Here is a 19,211-nt window from a genome sequence, read left to right as displayed (position 1 = left end):
GTTCACATGATATTCCCCTGATCCAAGGTGAAATAAGTTGACCGCTGTGCTACAATATTGGAATTGCAAAGGCAATCGCTTAGGGAGGTTTATAAAAACACCATGCTTATTATTGGTATCGCCGGCGGGACCGGTTCCGGCAAAACGACGGTAGCGCGCTCCGTTATTGACCGTCTTGGATCTGACAAAGTGACGTTCATATCTCAGGATAACTACTATAAAGACCATTCTTACCTCAGCATGGCTGAACGCGGTGCGATCAATTACGATCACCCGCTGGCCTTTGATACGGAACTGCTGATAGAGCATTTAGATTGTCTGAAAGCCGGACAAGCCGCATTTGCCCCAGTGTATGATTTCACCGTGCATGCCCGCTCTACCGAGAAGACCGTTCGGCTTGCTCCGAACAATATCGTCATTCTTGAAGGGCTTCATGTCCTCTCCGACGAGAAGCTGCGCGAGCAGCTGAACATTAAGGTATTCGTGGATACCGACCCCGATGTACGTATCCTTCGCCGGGTACTGCGCGATATCGAGGAACGCGGCCGGACGATCCGTTCGATCCACACCCAATACCTGACCACGGTTAAGCCGATGCATGAAGCTTTTATCGAGCCGTCCAAGAAATATGCTGACCTGATTATTCCGGAAGGCGGACAGAATGAAGTAGGGATTCAGCTGCTGTCCGTATTGACCGAGAAATATCTGTCCGGCGATCATCAGTGGACTTAAGCAGAGCAGCCGCCTGCCCATACCTTAGTTGAATGAGAGCCGCCCGGCCATGCCGGGCGGCTTTTTGCTGTAGCCGGGCGGCCGGCGCACTTACTTTCCCGGAATCACCATCGATTCTTCCATGTGAAGAATACATCACATCACTTCCGGCAGACTTATGAAATATAGAGCTAACAGTCTCGGTTTTAATCTTCAAACCCTTATATGTGTAACTTTATCTAACACAATATCCATGATCGCAATGAAATTTTCTGCATTTTCAGCAACAAATCTCTTTAACTTGTTATATTTATTGACTGGTAGCGCTTTATTAAAGAAATAACTGTTGATTATTCCCGTTCCATCCACTATGATTAGTGCAAGAGGGCGACCTTAAAGTTAAAGCGGTTATACTTATTAATTTTTTATTTCTATTAAAAAGGCAATTTTCGACTTTTATTTATCCTAAAAGTTAAAGCGCTTATACTTTAAAGAAAGAAAGGCTGGTGTGTTCGTGATTAAGAGTGAGAGCCGGCGGCAGACGTTCTACATGTATCTGTTCATTTCCCCATGGCTGGTTGGCTTCCTTATCTTCGCCCTCTATCCTATCTTGTCGTCGCTGTACTACAGCTTCACCGATTATGACATTATTCATCCGCCGAAGTTCATCGGTCTCGCCAACTACACGGAGATGTTCCATAACGAGCTGTTCTGGCGGTCCGTAAAAGTCACGCTAAGATATACCTTCATCAGCGTGCCGGTGCAATTACTGCTCGGTCTCGGGTTCGCCCTGCTGCTGCATCAGACCATTCCGTGGCGCGGTTTCTTCCGGACAGCGATGTATTTCCCGAGCATGGTCTCCGGCGTTGCGATGTCGCTCCTCTGGTACTGGATTTTCAACCCGCAGATCGGTCTCTTCAACTACATGCTCTCCTGGTTCGGCATCCACGGCCCGGCCTGGCTGATGAATCCCGATACGGCGCTGTACGCCCTGATCATCATGTCCTTCTGGACAGCCGGCTCCGGCATGATCCTTTTCCTCGCCGGTTTGCAGGGGGTCCCGGCCAGCCTGATTGAAGCCGCTAACCTGGACGGGGCAGGACGCTTCCGCATTTTCATGAATATTACACTGCCGATGATCTCACCAGTCCTGCTGTTCCAGCTGATTATGGGTCTGATCGACTCCTTCCAGGTGTTCACGCAAGCCTTCGTCATGACCCAAGGGGGACCTAACTACTCCACCTGGTTCTACGTCTACAATCTGTATACCAGTGCCTTCAAGGAATACCGTGCTGGCTACTCTTCAGCCCTTGCCTGGATACTGCTGATTGTCGTCATGCTGTTCACGGCCGTCATTATGAAGCTGTCTAATCGCTACGTCCACTATGAAGGAGGCAGCCGCCGATGAGTACCGTTAAGGCCGCGAGCCCGCTTAGCCCGCCTTCCCGGCTGCGCCGGAGAGCTGATCCTGTTAAAATCGCCAGCTTCATCACACTGATAATCACTACATTCCTCATGCTGCTGCCGCTGTTCTTCATGGTCTCCACCTCGCTGAAGTCGAAACGGGAAATGCTGAAGTTTCCGCCGACCTTTCTGCCGGAGAGCTGGGCCTGGAGCAATTATACCGATATTTTTGAGACTCTCCAGTTCGGCACACTGTACAAGAACAGCCTGATTATCGCCGGCCTCTCCGTCTTCGGTACCCTGCTCTCTTCGGCGCTGGTCGCTTACGGGTTCGCCAGATACCGGGGGCGCGGCAACAACTTCTGGTTCATCCTGCTGCTGAGCACGATGATGCTGCCTTATCCGGCGATTATGATTCCGCAGTTCGTGCTGTTCTCCAAAATGCAGTGGATCGATACCTTCCTGCCGCTGATCGTGCCCGCCTTCTTCGGCTCGGCGTATAACATCTTCCTACTGCGGCAGTTCTTCTCTACACTGCCCGAGGAATTGTTCGACGCCGGACGGATTGACGGCTGCGGCGAGCTGCGGATGTGGCGGACCATCGCGCTTCCGCTGTCTGCACCGGCGCTGGCGACCGTTGCGATCTTTGCTTTTATCTACAGCTGGAATGATCTGCTGACCCCTGTGCTCTACTTAAGCTCGTCGGACAAATTCACGCTTCCGGTCGGCATGGCCTCGCTCACCTCATCACGTTTCCGCATTCCGCCGTGGCATCTGCTGATGGTCGCCTCGGTCCTGGCTATGGTTCCGATCGTCACTCTGTTCGCTATCGCCCAGAAGCAGTTTGTGGAGGGCATTGTGCTGACAGGCATTAAGTAATCCGGGTCCACAATACTTGAAATCATGGAGGGATTGGACAATGAACAAGATCATGAAGAGCAAGAGGCCGGCCGTCCTGCTTACAACAGTTCTGACAGCAATGGTAGCAATATCGGGCTGCGGCGGCGGCAAATCAGCAGGGAATGTCGCAGCAGGGGACAGCGGAGCAGGGAATTCCGGCGGGTCCGGTGAACAGGTGACAATATCCCACTATACGATTGACTCGGAGGACCGCACATTCATTGAGAAGCTGATTCCTGACTTCGAGAAAGAGCATCCGAATATCAAGGTTAAGGTGGAGAAAGCACCTTACGAGCAGTTTGACAGCAAGCTGCAGACGCTGATTGCCGGCGGCAATTCCCCGGATGTTACGAGCCACTACGGATACGGCGGCTTCGCCGAGTATTATAACAAAGACATGCTGCTCGACCTGACCGACCTCATTAAGGAAGACGGGTTCAAGGCCGAGGACTATAACATCCCGGAGAATCTGATGAAGATCTACACGGTGAACGGCCATACCTACGGCATACCGGTCAATATGTATGTCACCCTGATGCTCTACAACAAGGATATGTTCGATACGGCAGGTGTCTCCTATCCGCCAAGCGACTATGAAGATAAGAGCTGGACTTTTGAGCGGATGGTTGAGGATGCCAAGAAGATGACGATCGTCTCTGACGATATCGCCAAAACGCAATACGGCGTAGACTTCACCTGGGCGGAACGGGATATGCGGCCGCTGTACTTCGGGGCAGAGCCTTACTCCGAGGATACCTGGACCAACGGCGGTGTTCCTTCCGAGACACACTTCGACTCCCCTGAGGTCATTGCCGCTTACCAGAAGCTGTTCGACCTTGTCTTCAAGGATAAGGTGTCCCCCACTTCCGAGTGGAGTAAAAGCGTAGCCGGACAGAACGGCGATCCGTTCGTTGCAGGCAAGATCGGGATGTCGATCGGCGGTTCCTGGAACCTCGCAGGGGCTAACGATTTTCCGTTCAAAATCGGCGTAGCCGCAGTGCCGTGGGGCGGCAATGAGCAGGTGCGCAGCACACTGTTCGTCGATCCGCTGCTGATTCTGAAGGATTCGAAGCATCCGAAGGAAGCTTTTGAATGGATCAAATACCTGATGACCACCGAGGTCCAGGAGAAGTCCATTGAGCTGAGCGGCGGCAATCCGCCGGTCAACACCGAAGCCGCTGAAGTCTATTACAAGCATTTCGACGGGATTGATCCGGAGGATGTGAAGAAGGTCTACGAGGGCGCAGTCAAATATGGTTATGAATCCTACAACCATCTGATTACCAACTACTCGCAGATCAACGACATGTTCATTAATGAGCTGCAGCCTGTCGAGACCGGACACAAGACGCTGGAAGAGGTGATGCCGGTGATTCAGAAGAAAGTAACGGAGATTATCAAAAGATAAAGCGGCAGCAGCCGCATAGGTAATTATACGTTTAGCGGAACACCGGCGCTCCCTGTATACTGAAGATAGTTACTAGCACCGGAAAATCCGCCGCAAGGAGCGTTTGAGATGAAAGTAAGTATTTTTGATGTAGCCAAAAAATCAGGGCTGTCCGTGGTCACCGTATCGCGGGTATTGAACGGCGCCGGGTCTGTTCGGGAGAACAACCGCCAGAAGGTGCTCGATGCAATCAAAGAGCTGGATTACCGCCCTAATGCAGCTGCACGCAGTCTGGCCAGCGGCAAGACCGGCATCATCGGCCTGATTGTAACGACACTTCAGGATTCCTTCTTCGATGCGGTGGTCAAAGAGCTGAATGAGACGCTGGCCCTGCATGGTTATTTCCTGGCCATCTCCATCTCTACGGGCATCGGCTCGGACGAGAACCACTATCTGATTCAGGAAGACCGCGTAGACGGGCTCATCCTGCTCTCACCGATGAAAGAAGACAATTATATCATGGAGCTGAAACGGCGGGGTATCCCTTATGTGCTGATTGACAATCAGCTGCCGGAGAACGATACCTACTCGATTACCATCGATAACTTCAAGGGAGGATATGCCGCGGCCAGCCACCTGCTGGAGCTGGGGCATACCTCCATCGCCCATATCTGCGGGCAGGAAATGTTCCGCAGCACGCGGGAACGGCGCTCCGGCTTCCAGCAGGCACTGCAGGACCGGGGGATTACCCCGTTCGAAATCGTCTCCGGCGAATTCGAGATCGAGATGGGTTACAGCACGGCGAGACGCTGGCTGCAAGCAGGCACACTCCCCACGGCTGTATTCGCCGGAGATGACAATATCGCTCTCGGCGTCATCAACGCCCTGATGGAAGCGGGGGTGCGGGTGCCTGACGAAGTCGCAGTGGTCGGCTATGACGACCACTATATTGCTTCCCAGCTCCGGCCGCATCTGACCACCCTGCGCCAGCCGGCGGACAAGATCGGAGTGGCGGCAGCCGATATGCTGCTGCGCAGACTAAGCGGCGAGATGAAGCGCGGCTCGAACATCCGGATCGATCCGGAGCTGATCGTCCGGGAATCTACGCTGAAATCCTGATGATGAGATGCTATCAAAACTAAGCATATGCTTCCGAAGCGAGTTTTGCGAAGTGGACATCAAAGAAGGTTAGGCTATCAAAACTTTAGGAGTGACGACCATTGGCTTACTACTTGGGGATCGATGGGGGAGGCAGCAAAACCTACGCCCTCCTAAGCGATGAACACGGCCATATCCTCGGCAAAGGCAGGAGCGGCAACGGTAATCACCAGACCGGAGCGCAGCAGGCGGCGGCAAGTATCCGCGAAGCAGCCTTGGCCGCTCTGGCTGAAGCCGGACTCCGGCTGGAGGATATCAGGCATACGTACCTGGGCCTTGCCGGGGCCGACCGCAAGACCGATTATGAGATCCTTCATCCGATGATCCGCGGCATCGGATTTACTGCATATACGATCAGCGGCGACCCGATGATCGGCCTGAGGGCGGGCACAGACCGCCCCTACGGGGTTGCCCTGATCTGCGGCACCGGCACTAACGCAGCCGGCCGCAACCCGCAGGGCCAGCACTTCCAGTGCGGCGGCTTCGATTATATGTACGGCGATTTCGGCGGCGGCGGCGCACTGAATATCGAGGTATTCCGCACGGTCATCCGCGCCTGGGACGGCCGGGAGTCTGCCACCCTGCTCACGGAGCCGCTACTGAAGCTGCTCGGCTATGAACGGGTGGAGGATATGTACAATGATTTCCTCGATCACAGCAAGCAGGTGCCGCTGGATGCCGCCCGCCTGCTCTTCCCGGCGGCTGCCGAAGGCGATGCTGCGGCGCTCGCCATCCTGCACCGTCAGGGCGTGGAACTGGGCAAGGCGGCAGCCGCCGTTATCCATAGATTAGGCATGGAGAACGATGGTTTTGATGTAGTGCTGGCCGGAAGCCTGCTGACCCGGGGCGACCGCGGCTGGATCCGCGATCCGATTGAACAGGCCGTGCGTGAAGCGGCCCCGGGTGCGTCTATAGTGACTTTAACTACGGAGCCAGTCGTCGGCGCCCTATGGTCGGCGCTGGAGAGTGACGGCATCACGATAAGCCATGAAATGTATGAGCAAATGCGTCCCTTTCAGGAATTTGAACATATCCCCACAACAACAAGACAGGAGTGATTCATCTTGGCAGTTAACCAAGGTCTTAAGATCGCCGTTATCGGCGGGGGTTCTTCCTATACCCCGGAACTGGTAGAAGGCTTCATTCTGCATTACAAGGAGCTTCCGGTGCGGGAGCTATGGCTTGTGGATATTGAAGCCGGCTTGCATAAACTGAACATCGTAGGCGCTCTGGCCAAGCGGATGGTCGAGAAATCCGGCCTTCCTATAGAGGTCTACCTCACCACCGACCGCCGCGAAGCCATTGCAGGTGCCGACTTCGTCAGCACCCAGATCCGCGTCGGGATGCTGGATGCCCGCGCCCGCGATGAGTCCATTCCGCTGAAATACGGCGTGATCGGCCAGGAAACGACCGGCCCCGGCGGAATGTTGAAAGCGCTGCGCACGATCCCCGTCATCCTCGGCATCTGCCGTGATATCGAGGAGCTGGCTCCGGACGCCTGGCTGCTCAACTTCACCAATCCGGCAGGTATGGTGACCGAAGCGGTACTGAGGTATTCGAAGGTAAAGAGCATCGGCCTCTGCAATGCCCCGATTGGTCTGATTAAGCAGGTATCCGCCAAATATAATGCGGCCCCAGACCGGATCTATGCCGAGTTCGTCGGTCTCAATCACCTGCACTGGATCACCCGCATTGATGTCGAAGGTGAAGACAAGCTGGATGACATGCTGGCCGATACCGCCGGCTACAGCGCGAAGAATGTTCCGGCGCGCGAGTGGAATCCCGAGTTCCTGCAATCGCTGCATGCCCTCCCCTCTTATTATTTGAAATATTTCTATATGACGGATGCGATGCTTGAAGAACAGCAGGCCTCGGCCTCAAAAGGCGAGAACCGTGCAGAAGTCGTCAAGCGCGTGGAGGAAGAGCTGTTTGAAATCTACGGAAACCTGGAGCTTAGCGAGAAGCCGAAGCAGCTGGAGCAGCGCGGCGGGGCTTTCTATTCGGAGGCTGCCGTCAACCTGATGCGCTCGCTGTATAACGGCACCAATGACATTCAGACGCTGAATGTTGCGAACCGCGGCATCCTGGACTTCCTGCCGGATGATGCCAGCATCGAGGTCAACTGCGTTGTCACCAAGACTGGCCCACTGCCGCTGCCGCTGACCAAGATTCCGCCGATGGCCAAAGGGCTGATCCATGCGGTCAAGACCTACGAGCAGCTCGCCATCGACGCTGCCGTTACCGGAGACCGGAGCCTGGCTATTCAAGCTTTGGCACACCATCCGCTTGTCCCTTCTGTCGAAGTGGCTATCGCTATGCTGGATGAGATGCTGGAAGCGAATAAGGAGTATCTGCCGGCATTCTTCGGGCAAGAGCCCGCGTCTGTACCTGCCTTGTACTTCCCCCGGTCTTAGGTGACGTCAAATCATCAGGTGTACAAATTGGAAAAAGTTGTTATACGGGACCGGACGATTTCATATATCTAAAGCATGAGTTTGATAAAAGGGGGGAATAGGTTTGAATGCATTCGTTGCCCGCTCTTTAGATGAAATACGTTTCTGGTCCAGAATCATGAAGGAGCATTCGTTGTTTTTAAAACTTGGTTTCAGATGTGAAGATACTCAGTTAATTAGGGAAGCAGAGCAATTTTATGCCACATTTGAAGCCATAGAAAACAAAGCGAATACTTTTGACGTTGGGACAGATCCCCAGAACATTCAGCGGTTTAATTCTGAGGTTCATACTGCTGTGTCCCATATCTGGGCATTTAAAAGAAAGGTGCTTGGATTAATACTGCAATGCAAGCTGCCGGGCGGAAATAACTTCCCCTTATTGGTTGATCATGTAAGCAGAGAAGCTAATTATTTCCGAAACCGCTTGAATGAACTCAATTCAGGGCAACTAGAGCCCTTGCCTGATGCGATTATTGACGAGAATGTCTTCTTTCTTAAGATTATGGCTGACCACGCGAAATTTATCGGCCATTTGCTGGACCCCTCTGAAAGAAAATTGGTTGACCAGGCACGAGAATTCAGTAATGAATTTGATACGCTTTTGTTTCAAGCCATGGATTTAAGTCATATGCGGCCACAATCTCAAACCGTCCCTTTATTAAGCCAATTTGTTGATGAAAACAGGGTATCTGTGAAATCACTCCGTGATTTCAAAAAAACTGCACGTGATTTAATTGAGGAATGCCGAATTAAAAGCATCATTCATCCGTTACTGGCAGACCATGTATTTCGTGAAGCTGAACGTTTCCTTTTTATACTCGATATGTTTGATAAATCCTTGTCGGGTGTTAAGGTGAACAAGCGGGAAATCCTGTTTTAAACGAAGAATCGCACCTAAATGGATAAAGGCGAATTCCCACTCCCTCCCGGGTAAGAATTCGCCTTTGGTTCATGTATTTCTTATTCGATGGCCACAGTTATAGGCCCAGGGTTATTATCATTGCAAATAAGCTCTAATCTTCCCGATCATCTCCTGAACCTCTTCATCCGTCAAATAGGTTTGGCCCGGATTCATCTGGAAGGTGGAACCATAATCCGCCTGCCCGTCGTACTTCGGAACGATGTGCATATGTAGATGATGCAGCTTGTCGCCGTAAGCGCCATAGTTTATTTTATCCGGCCCGAAGGCCTGGTCCACCGCTGCGGCTACCTGCGCAACATCATTCATGAACGCGGACAACTCGCCTGCGGTAAGCTGGAACAGCTCTTTTACATGATCGCGGTAGACCACATTGCATCTGCCCTTATACGTCTGCTCTTTGAACAGAAAGACTGTCGAAACCCCCAGCTCGCAGATTTCAATCATCAGGTTGTCCCGCCGTTCATCCTCCATACAATACATACACTCCTGATTCTTTTCCATATCTTCAGATCCTTTCCCCTCTGGATTACACTGCGATATCTTAGTACACGCTCTATACTGCTCCACAAATCTGCTGCCGACTATTAAAACGGTTACACTCTATCAAATTCCGATGCTCCTGGTTACGCCCGGTGCTGCTTGCGGTACTGCAGCGGAGAGCGCCCCGTAATTCCCTTGAACACCCGCCCGAAATGAGCGATGCTGTCGAAGCCCGTCGCTTCTGCGACCCGGGTGATCGGCCAATCTGTATCCGTCAGCAGCGCCTTCGTCTCGCGGATGCGGACATAATTCAGGTACTCGATAACCGTGAACCCTGTCGTCCGCTTGAACGTCCGGCACAAATACGTGGAGCTAACGAAGAACTGCTCGGCAATCCCGCCAAGGGTAAGCTTCTCGCCGTAGTGGGCATCCAGATATTCAATAATACCGTACACCCGGCGCTGCCCCTCGCTTTGTTCGGGAGAGACCAGGGCGGGCTTCGCCTTGCGTATCCGCTCCAGCTGGATCAGCAGCTGCAGCAGCAGCGTCCTGGTATATTCACTGCCCCACAGCTTAGCCTCCTTCTGTTCACCCAGCATGGCGTAGAGCAAATCAGCAATCACTCCCTGTTCATGCGCAGTAGGCCGCAGCAGGAAGCTCTCCCCCTCAAAAATACTCATCCAGTTCGGCCCGGGAGCGGCCGGTTCCAGATACGAATCATCGAAGCTGACCAGGACCCGTTCATGCGGCTGGTGGTTTCCGCCCGTTGTGCGGTGCAGATGATTTTTGTTAATAAACACCAGGTCTCCGGCCTCCAGCGCGTAAATACGGTTGCGGATATAGTAATGCCGTTCCCCGGACAGCAGATAGTAAATCTCATAGAAATCATGGAAATGGTCAATGTCCATATTGAAGTATCCGCTCCGCTTGAGCTGCTCGATCTGAAAGATGGGCTCCACTCTGCACCAGGCCTCCTGTGAGGATAAGATATGCATACTTTCCGGTTAAATAGACTAAATACCGTTCACTTTCTGCATTTCCTATACTATAAAATAGAATCAAATCCAAGTAAATGGAGTGATCCCCTTGTCCAAAAAGAAATATGTAATCGTCGGTACCGGTGGCCGGGCCGAATTTTTCTACGGCGCTCTTGTTACCGTTTACAACGAGACGTCCGAGCTGGTCGCCATCTGTGATGTCAATCAGACGCGGATGAATTTCGCTAACCATATGCTGACTGATAAATACGGCTACCATGAGGTGCCTACCTACAAAGCCGAAGATTTCGACCGGATGATTGCCGAAACCAAGCCTGACTATGTACTGGTAACCACCATTGACCGCACGCATCACAAGTATATTATCCGCGCAATGGAGCTTGGCTGTGACGTCATTTCCGAGAAGCCGATGACGATTGACGAAGAGAAATGCCAGGAGATCTTCGATGCCATCCGGCGCACCGGCAAGAATCTGCGTGTCACCTTCAACTACCGCTATGCGCCGCATAACACGAAGATCCGCGAGGTCATTATGGACGGCGTGCTGGGCGAGATTCTGTCCGTCAATTTCGAATGGCTGCTGAACACCCAGCATGGAGCGGACTATTTCCGCAGATGGCACCGCGATAAGCGGAACAGCGGCGGCCTCTTGGTGCACAAATCGACGCATCACTTCGACCTGATGAACTTCTGGCTCGCTTCACAGCCGGATACAGTGTTCGCCATGGGCGATCTGCGCTTCTACGGCAAGGAGAATGCCGAGAAACGCGGCATCACCGAGTTCTACCAGCGCGCCTACGGCAGCAAAGCTGCCGAGAACGACCCGTTCGCGCTTCATCTGGACCGCAACGAGCACCTGAAGAGCATGTATCTGGATGCCGAGCATGAAGACGGCTACCAGCGCGACCAGAGCGTCTTCGGAGACAATATCAGCATCGAGGATACAATGAATGTTATGGTCAAATACAAGAACAAGACAGTCATGAACTATTCGCTTAACGCGTATATGCCGTGGGAAGGCTTCATCATCGTCTTCAACGGCACGCAGGGACGGATGGAGGTCCGCATTACCGAGCAGTCCTACGTCAATTCTGGCGGCAAAAAAGAGAACGAAGGCGCCCTGGAAGGCGTGAATATCATGATCTATCCGCACTTCAAAGAGCCTTACCGCGTGGAGTTCGAGAGCAGCGCAGGCGGACACGGCGGCGGCGATCCGGTGCTGTTGCGCGATATTTTTGACAAGAAGCAGGAAGACCGCTTCAACCGTGCAGCCTCGCACAAGGACGGCGCAATGTCGATCATGACCGGCATTGCCGCCAACCGCTCTATCAAGACCGGCCAGCCGGTGAAGGTTGACGATATCTGGAAGGCTTAGTTCACCGGCCGGCATCCGTTAAATTATGCAGCAGACCAAAGAACCCATCCTCCGCCTGAACGCGGAGAATGGGTTCTTGTTTATTTTCAGCGGATGCTCGGGACAGGTTTGGCTTAAATGACCTTGTGCTGCAGCCACTTCTCGCCGAGGAAACGCCGTATGAAGATGAAGCCGCGTATCCCCCATTCACAGTTCATTGCCAGCCATACCCCGATAATGCCCATGTTCAGCACAATCCCCAGAATATATCCGAGTACTACACGGAACAGCCACATTGAGAGCATGGAAACAATCGAGGTGAACTTGGAATCACCCGCTGCTCTGAGCGCCGAAGGGGTAATGAAGCTGATCGACCATAACGGAATCTGGGCCAGCGAGTTGATCAGGAAGACGATGAAGATATCCCGGACAATCTCCTGCGGCGGATGGAACATCGATACCAGCGGATTAAATAACGGGAAGATCAGCAGTCCCATCAGTATAAAAGAGGCCGAAGACAGCCACAGGAAGGACTTCACAAATTTGCGTGCATCTTTGACATTGCGGCTTCCTATGCATTGACCGACCACCGTAATCAGCGTCAGGGACAGTGCATTCGCCGGAATCTGCATTACTCCCGCCAGCGTAGAACTGATCGCATTGGTAGCAATCGCATAGGTACCCAGGCTGACGATGAAGATCTGCGTGAGAATTTTCCCGCCGTTGAAGAACATCTGCTCCGCCGCAAACGGCAGGCCGATCGACATGATTCTCCGGAGCATCGTCCAGTTCAGCACCAGCAGGTCACGGATCTTTACATGCAGACTGCTGTCCAGCCGGAAGAGATAGATCAGCGAGCAGGCGGCCGCAAGATACCGCGATATATTAATGGCAATGGTCATTCCGAACACACCCATATGCAGCCCGTTAATGAAGACAAAGTTCAGCAGCACATAGGAGAAATTCATGATCAGTGACAGTACGAGCGATGCCCTCGTCCGCCCGATGCCGCGCAGCGCGCCGCATACCGCCTCCATCACAGCAATCCCCAGATAGGATAAGCTGCTGCCGATCAGATACGTCCGGGCATTGGCCATCACCTCAGGCGAAGCCGCACCGAACAATAAATGCAGCAACGGACCATGGAACACAATTCCGAATAAGCCGATGCAAAAAGCCATCAAAGAAACGGAAGACACCGCTCCGGCGGTCGCCTTGGAGACCATAAGCTCGTTGCCGCTCCCTTTGTACTGGGCTACAACGACAGTACCCCCTGTAGATACGGCGATGAACACACTGATCAGAAAAATATTCAGCGAATCTATCATATTCACCGCACTGATTGCTGCTACCCCGGAGGAACTGATCATCGCTGTATTGACGAGATTCAGCCCGACCACGAAGGCCTGGTCCACCAGTACAGGGAGGAATAATGCTATGATCTGGCGATAGTCAATGGATTCTCCGGAGAAATGCTTCTCAAGGAATCGCTGGCTGGGCTTCATACTGCTGCTGGGCTCCATTACAAATTCACTTCTCTTATGTTTAGACTTGTTGCGGCAAACTTCCGCAAAAATAAAAAAAGGCTCTTCAGGAAGAAGAGCTTTCGCTTGCACTACGTATAAAGCTGTATGCGGTCAAGAGGACTCGAACCTCCACGATATTGCTATCACTGGCACCTGAAGCCAGCGCGTCTGCCAATTCCGCCATGACCGCAAAGAAAAGATTCAATGCAATGCAAGAATTAATATATCATGATTTTGCCGGAAGAACAAGAGTTTTTTTATTTTTTTGTTCAAGATAATTATCATAGGAAGATTCGCTGAATAAAGCGGAAATCAGGACAGAGTACTTTAACAGCAGCATCCGGCAGGCGTCCGGAAAAATCCTGTGCATCAACCTGCAGTTGATTTTTTCATCTCCGGGCCTATACTCCAATAAATGGTCATATCAGGAGTTCAGATTATAATAGAGTTACGACGTCGAAATCCATTATAGGAGTTGTACTTTGTATGGTTAGTAGCGAAAAGGTTGGACAAAGGATTGCCACGCTCCGGAGAACAAAAGGCTTGTCACAGGAACAATTAGCGGAACTGCTGCATGTCAGCGCCCAGGCGGTGTCCAAATGGGAAACCGGTAAATCCCTGCCGGAGACCGCGACCCTACCCCTGCTATCCTCTGCATTAAGCCACTCGATCGACAGCATTCTGCTGCCTCAAGAGCTTGTGGTGCTCTCAGCCATCTACACGGATGGCCGGCAGGAGCTGGATGTTACTCATTTCGCGAATCAATTTGTTACCTCGAACCGACTAAGCTTAATTGCCGGGGATCAGATTTTTCCCCAATCTTTAGAGGGTGACCGTCTAAAGCTGCTGCTCGTTACCTATGAGACCCCAGCGGGAATCTATTCAACTTATGTGCTGAAGGACCAGCTTTTGGTGATAGATGTTCATTCTACCGGCTATGTCTCCGGCGGCAATGAGCTGCAGATTCTTGAAGCCAAATACGGTAATGAACAGGCGAACCGCAGCGTCTTACAGAAAATGAAGCATTATGAGCATTTCCGGTGGAATTCATTCACCGCCTCACATGAGCTGTTTCCGAGTCTGATTGACAATGAAGGCAATGACTACCTGCTGCTGGTGTACCTGAATGGTCATGGCATTCATGCTATTAGCTGTGCAGAAGGCGAACAGATTCATTACAGTCCGGACCGGGCCTCTCTCTGCCAAAGTGATCCTGCCGATCAGCAGTGCATTGTAGAGGGAGTCAGCCGGCTGGGATTCGGCCGGGGTATGGACTGCTCCTGGGCAGGAGCAATGACGCTCTCACTTGCCGCCAGAGGGATAGAGACAACCTATGAGCGGGTTATGGGCTATTCAGGAGCATGCTGGAGGGTCGCCTTTGAACCAGTGTGGGATTACAGCTCTGCGGATGCGCTAGTCGTCTATGACTACTCCGTGCCAGCCTGCACAGCTTATGGAATACACGCCATCCAGGCCAACCGGCTGGAACCGCAGCAGCGCGCAGCCGAGAAGCTGGCAATTCTCGAGGATATTCGTGCAGGCAGGCTGCCTATAGCCATTAATCTCAGGGTGGCACCTGAATGGGGAGTGATTACCGGATATTTGGAGGATGGCCTAACCCTGCTGTGCCGGAGTTATTTTGACGATGAGACCTTTGAAGCGCTTGAAGCAGACTCCGAATTCCAGATGTATATGGAGGTAAGCAAGGGTTACCTTCATGTCGATCATTGGCCCTATAAGATTATCCGTCTTGGCGAACAGACCATGCTCCCTTCTGCATTGGATAATCTGTATGCTTCCCTTCGGATTAAGCTCGATTCTATGCATATGGAGTCCGAAGGCAATAGCTGTTATACAGCCGGCTACAAGGCTCTGGAAGTATGGAGCGAGGGACTGCTGGACCATCAGTGGTATGCTGCAGCGGAGGATGAAGCGTACAGCCGCAGGCTCTCAGTCAACCACTTCTGCATGATGGCGCTGGCCGATGCCAGAAGAAGTGCCGCCGCCTATTTGCAGGAATCTCTGCCTCTGGTGCAGGATCCGCGTGAGCTGACAGCCTTGTCGGAAATGGCCGGGGTATATGCTGAAATGGCTGCTCTGCTCGAAGACTTTTATAAGAATCTTGCCGATCCTGCTGTAGTCCGGAAGACAGGAGCCTCACCCCGGCTTAGCTGGACGGCCCGGCAACGGGAAAAGCAGGCAGAGCTACTGACGCTGGTAGCGTCATTGGAGCGCCGGGGAGATACACTTGCAGAGACAGTGCTTGGCATAACAGAGGATTGACCTGAAATGGCTCAAGGAGAAGCGCTTAGCGCTTCTCCTTGTTTGGGCGGTAGCCCGCGGATTAAGCCAATTTACGGACCGGCCGCAGCACCGCATACCCGTACCCTTCGGGGAAATGGCGCTGATAGTCCTGCTTGACCTCTTCGTCCCATGCATAGCCCATGGCCGCCGGATCATAATTCCAGGCCACTTCCTCTACGATGCGCATCACCTGCCCATTGTCCTGCAAATAATCAAACGGCGGGTGAAAAAAGACCAGATACTCCGATTCCGGCACATCACGGCACTCCATGCCCTCCGGTATTTCACCATCATAGTCTGCTGCAACAGGAATGCCGTACAGGTAACCCTTGCGCCCATCCTGATAGAACCAGCCTGCGGAGAAAAGCCGAACTTCACGGCAATATCGAGTATCCGCGTATCCGTATCCCTCAGCTCCAGGGCCGCCCGGCCGATTCTGCGCTGCCAGATGTAATCCCGCAGCGTCATCCCGGTCAGAGCATGAAACTGCTTGGTGCAATAATACGGCGAATATCCCAGCTGTTCAGACATCTTCAGCAGCGTGGGCGAAGCCGCAAGGTCTTCTTCGATCCAGTCAATCATGAGCTGAACCATCTCGTTCCATTCGTACAATGATGTTCCCCTCCTTTCATCAAGAATCATAACAAAGAGCATTTCTCCATATTTGATCTGAATTGCACTGTCCTTACGCCAGCACCGCCGGCTCCATCCTCCCGCCGATAATGATATGCTTCATTACACTATCCCTGCTGAACCCGTTCTTGTCATAGAAGCGGACCGCTGCTTCATTCTCCTCGTTGACATCCAGCCCGATGCGCGTATAACCCAGACCTCTATAGGTCTCCGCCAGATAGGCAATCAACTTCCTGCCCGTTCCCCGGCTTCTCTCATCAGGGCGGATACAGATGTACTCCAGATGGAGGATACCGGTCAGAGCATTTCTTCTAACAATTATGTATCCTATGAAAGAACCCTCGTTAAGAACGGCGTAGATATCATAATCACTGTTGCCGCTATCCTCTATTTCCGCTGTGATATCCTCTTGTGTCAAAGTAGCTCCCTGGAAGCCTTGATTATGCAGTTCAATAATCTGATCCAGCCACTCCGACTCAGGCTCTGTGACGGGCACAATGGACAGGTCCCCGTAACTGCTGCTATTAAGTGGTAAATCAGTATCCATCGAATAATGATAATGGGTTCTTACCTTTTCGGTACGATAGCGGGCGGCATATTTAATCAGGGGAACATTATCCTCACGGGTGAACAAGTGGATATACCGGATCGCCGCTGAGTCGGCGGCTTCGCTCAGATACCTGAATAACAGCTGGAGTTCATCCTCAGGGCGGGCGGAATAATAGGGTCCCCACACTTCTATATCCTCTTGTCCACCGCCTACGTCATAGGTGTCCAATATAATTGCGCCCGTGATTTCTTCTCCCTCATATAACACGAGGCTTGATTCTGCCATACCGTCACTCAGGTCATGAAGAATATCATCAAGTGTGCTGCCCACGTACCCGCATTGCTGGCTTTCCGAATTACGGGCACAGATAAATGCCGCCAGATTCCGGATGTTTGTCAAACGGCTCTCCTCCTTGGATTAGAATATAGAAATGGCAGATTATACCACTACATATTGATACTACGATATTTTCATGGAAAATACAGCACATGGTTGTTCAATTTATTTCCGGGAAACTCCATACCCGCACAAGCCGCCTTCCAGGTTCTGAGTAAAATATAGTAAATAGAACAATGAGGTGAGTGACGAATGGCAAATTCAACAAAAATCCGCAAGCGGGCGCAGCAGTTGAAGGGCCGGCCGGTCTGCATTACTTTGCATGATGGACGTTCATATGTAGGATGGATAACAGACCTTAATAAAGAAGCAGTAATCCTCTCCAGAACAAGCACACATCATAAGTCTAAACGGAAATCGTCTTCAGGTGCCCGGAAAGCAGATGTCTCCGGCTTCATGCCTTTACTCGGATCGTTCATGGGCGGGGCAGGCGGAGCTGCCGGTATCGGAGGTCTGGGGAAATTCATGGGGATGTTCGGAATGGTGCAGAAGGCGATGCCTGTCATGAAGATGGGCTACAATATGATTAAGTCGATCCGGCCCTTCCTGGGCGGTCTCAAGGGCTTGATGGGCTAACACTGTAACGGTATAAGCAGCGGCATAAGCAGAAACGGCTGTGCACTCCTATTGAGGGTGCCAGCCGTTTCTTTTTCAGCTGCTTTTCTGCCAAAAAAGGGGACGTTGCCGGTTATTTTTTGACCACATTGAAGTTATCTTCTATTAACAGCCAATTCTGCGGAAAAGGCAGACCAAGCTTCCAATAGCTGATGCCCCGGAGACCCAGCTCCTTGATCAAATCGAACTTGGCCTGAATCGAGCGGGCATCTTCGAACCATACCTTATGCTGCCGGCCTGCGTCATCGGTGTAATCGAAATGCGGAGCCTGGGCTTTATAGTCGTACTGAATGGCGGCATTCCTGTTCCTCGCCAGATCAATTGCCGCCTGCGGGCTAAGTGCTTTGGCATACTCTCCGCCAGCCACATAAGGCAAAGTCCAATCGTAGCCGTACAGATTCTGGCCCATCATAATTTTGCCGGGGGGAATTTCACTGGCCGCATACGTCAGCACCTGACGCACCGGTCCTATAGGCGAAACGGCCATCGGCGGGCCTCCGCTGTATCCCCATTCGTAGGTCATAATAATGACAAAATCAGCAACCTTACCATGCACTTTATAGTCATGCGCCGTATACCAGGCCCCGGTTTGGGAGGCACTGGTTTTGGGAGCAAGTGCAGTCGACAGCAGGAAGCCCTCCTTGTGAATGATGTCCGCTGCCTTGCGCAAAAAGGCATTATACGCTTCGCGGTCCTCCGGCCGGAGGAATTCCAGGTCAAAGTGGATATCTCTGAAATTCAGCCGCTTCGCCTCTGTCACAATGTTCTCCAGCAGCCGGTCCTGCACCGCTACATCATTCAGTATAATCCGTCCCAGCTCCGAGCTGAACTGGGCATCCTCCAGATTCGTGACGACCAGCATCAGCGTGACCCGGTTCTGCGCCGCGATTGAAGCCAGATTATCCAGCGGCGGCGCCTGCAGCGAGCCATCCCGCTTAATCCGGAAACTAAACGGAGCCAGATACGTAAGCTCAGGGGCAGCTTTTGCGGCAGCATTCTGCAGCGCCTGGGAGACCGCTTCCCCTCTCGGCTCAATATAGGCATTCACTTCTGCCTGCCGCCTTGGCACAGGAGGTATGTACAGGCGGAACCCGGCCTGCAGCGGCTGGTTCAGCGTCAGCCCGTTCACTTCTGCCAGATCGCTGGCCTTCAGGCCGAATCTCTTCGCGATACTATAGAAGCTATCCCCCTGTTGAACCCAATAATACTGGCCTACGATAGGAATCACCAGCGTTTGTCCAATGACCAGTCTCTCTGGCGCAGACAACTGATTCGCCTCAGTTATCGTATCCATGTTCACGCCATAAGCATCAGCGATCCCATACAGCGTCTGTCCCGGCTGCACAACATGTATTTGCATCTTTCCATGCTCACCCCTTAATAGTAGCAGTTATACCCCTATTTTATTCGGGAGTGCTGC

The 19,211-nt window shown here is 52.4% G+C and carries 16 protein-coding genes, 1 tRNA gene and 1 pseudogene; 11 read left to right on the top strand and 7 right to left on the bottom strand.

Features of this window, described 5'->3' with window-relative positions:
- Positions 1-102: 102 nt before the first annotated feature.
- From udk to P40081_RS01350, 8 genes are all read left to right on the top strand, one after another.
- Positions 103-732 (top strand): uridine kinase, encoded by a 630-nt coding sequence (gene udk, locus P40081_RS01385; protein ID WP_039296931.1) that lies wholly within the window; start codon positions 103-105, stop codon positions 730-732.
- 529 nt (positions 733-1,261) lie between these two features.
- Positions 1,262-2,119, top strand: coding sequence for a carbohydrate ABC transporter permease (locus P40081_RS01380; RefSeq protein ID WP_042140641.1), 858 nt, complete (start codon positions 1,262-1,264; stop codon positions 2,117-2,119).
- The gene (locus tag P40081_RS01375; protein WP_052421623.1) at positions 2,116-2,994 is read left to right on the top strand and encodes a carbohydrate ABC transporter permease; all 879 of its coding nucleotides are present in this window, start codon (positions 2,116-2,118) and stop codon (positions 2,992-2,994) included. The genes P40081_RS01380 and P40081_RS01375 overlap by 4 nt, the downstream gene beginning before the upstream one ends.
- 40 nt (positions 2,995-3,034) lie before the next feature.
- A complete protein-coding gene (locus P40081_RS01370; protein WP_081969789.1) occupies positions 3,035-4,423 on the top strand; it encodes an ABC transporter substrate-binding protein in 1,389 nt (462 codons plus the stop codon).
- A 108-nt stretch (positions 4,424-4,531) separates the two neighbouring features.
- Positions 4,532-5,521, top strand: a complete 990-nt coding sequence (locus P40081_RS01365; protein WP_042132821.1) for a LacI family DNA-binding transcriptional regulator — start codon at positions 4,532-4,534, stop codon at positions 5,519-5,521.
- Positions 5,522-5,622: 101 nt separating this feature from the next.
- Complete coding sequence (locus P40081_RS01360; RefSeq protein ID WP_042132820.1) at positions 5,623-6,618, top strand: N-acetylglucosamine kinase; 996 nt, start codon at positions 5,623-5,625, stop codon at positions 6,616-6,618.
- A 6-nt stretch (positions 6,619-6,624) separates the two neighbouring features.
- On the top strand, positions 6,625-7,974 hold the full coding sequence (locus tag P40081_RS01355) for a 6-phospho-beta-glucosidase (protein WP_042132819.1): 1,350 nt from the start codon (positions 6,625-6,627) through the stop codon (positions 7,972-7,974).
- A 103-nt stretch (positions 7,975-8,077) separates the two neighbouring features.
- Entirely contained in the window at positions 8,078-8,893 is an 816-nt protein-coding gene (locus P40081_RS01350) for a DUF2935 domain-containing protein (RefSeq protein ID WP_042132818.1), read from the top strand.
- A 117-nt stretch (positions 8,894-9,010) separates the two neighbouring features.
- Here P40081_RS01350 and P40081_RS01345 read toward each other — a convergent pair whose 3' ends face one another.
- Together P40081_RS01345 and P40081_RS01340 are read right to left on the bottom strand one after the other, a co-directional pair.
- Complete coding sequence (locus P40081_RS01345; protein WP_231575262.1) at positions 9,011-9,406, bottom strand: HIT family protein; 396 nt, start codon at positions 9,404-9,406, stop codon at positions 9,011-9,013.
- A gap of 152 nt (positions 9,407-9,558) precedes the next feature.
- A complete protein-coding gene (locus P40081_RS01340) occupies positions 9,559-10,374 on the bottom strand; it encodes an AraC family transcriptional regulator (RefSeq protein WP_231575261.1) in 816 nt (271 codons plus the stop codon).
- A gap of 127 nt (positions 10,375-10,501) precedes the next feature.
- Here P40081_RS01340 and P40081_RS01335 point away from each other — a divergent pair, with 127 nt between their 5' ends.
- Positions 10,502-11,788 (top strand): Gfo/Idh/MocA family oxidoreductase, encoded by a 1,287-nt coding sequence (locus P40081_RS01335; protein ID WP_039296914.1) that lies wholly within the window; start codon positions 10,502-10,504, stop codon positions 11,786-11,788.
- A 113-nt stretch (positions 11,789-11,901) separates the two neighbouring features.
- Here the strand turns inward: P40081_RS01335 and P40081_RS01330 are convergent, their stop codons facing one another.
- Positions 11,902-13,272 carry an MATE family efflux transporter gene (locus P40081_RS01330; protein ID WP_042140638.1) on the bottom strand — a complete coding sequence of 457 codons (1,371 nt, stop codon included), beginning with the start codon at positions 13,270-13,272 and terminating at the stop codon, positions 11,902-11,904.
- A 127-nt stretch (positions 13,273-13,399) separates the two neighbouring features.
- Positions 13,400-13,483: transfer RNA gene (locus tag P40081_RS01325), tRNA-Leu, on the bottom strand.
- Positions 13,484-13,779: 296 nt separating this feature from the next.
- On the opposite strand from P40081_RS01325, the gene P40081_RS36105 reads away from it, so the two are divergent.
- Positions 13,780-15,576 (top strand): helix-turn-helix domain-containing protein, encoded by a 1,797-nt coding sequence (locus tag P40081_RS36105; RefSeq protein ID WP_081969787.1) that lies wholly within the window; start codon positions 13,780-13,782, stop codon positions 15,574-15,576.
- 61 nt (positions 15,577-15,637) lie between these two features.
- On the opposite strand, the pseudogene P40081_RS36935 reads toward P40081_RS36105, so the two are convergent.
- Positions 15,638-16,209 (bottom strand): annotated as a pseudogene (locus P40081_RS36935) (helix-turn-helix domain-containing protein).
- A 73-nt stretch (positions 16,210-16,282) separates the two neighbouring features.
- Positions 16,283-17,179, bottom strand: a complete 897-nt coding sequence (locus P40081_RS36090) for a GNAT family N-acetyltransferase (RefSeq protein WP_052421621.1) — start codon at positions 17,177-17,179, stop codon at positions 16,283-16,285.
- A gap of 189 nt (positions 17,180-17,368) precedes the next feature.
- Here P40081_RS36090 and P40081_RS01305 point away from each other — a divergent pair, with 189 nt between their 5' ends.
- Positions 17,369-17,752, top strand: coding sequence for a hypothetical protein (locus P40081_RS01305; protein WP_042132815.1), 384 nt, complete (start codon positions 17,369-17,371; stop codon positions 17,750-17,752).
- A 112-nt stretch (positions 17,753-17,864) separates the two neighbouring features.
- On the opposite strand, the gene P40081_RS01300 is transcribed toward P40081_RS01305, so the two are convergent.
- Positions 17,865-19,151 carry a glycoside hydrolase family 18 protein gene (locus tag P40081_RS01300; RefSeq protein WP_042132814.1) on the bottom strand — a complete coding sequence of 429 codons (1,287 nt, stop codon included), beginning with the start codon at positions 19,149-19,151 and terminating at the stop codon, positions 17,865-17,867.
- Positions 19,152-19,211 lie beyond the last annotated feature (60 nt).

It is taken from the genome of Paenibacillus sp. FSL P4-0081, assembly GCF_000758565.1.
GTDB lineage: Bacteria > Bacillota > Bacilli > Paenibacillales > Paenibacillaceae > Paenibacillus_AQ > Paenibacillus_AQ phytohabitans.
This window is presented reverse-complemented; position numbering and strand designations above follow the sequence as displayed.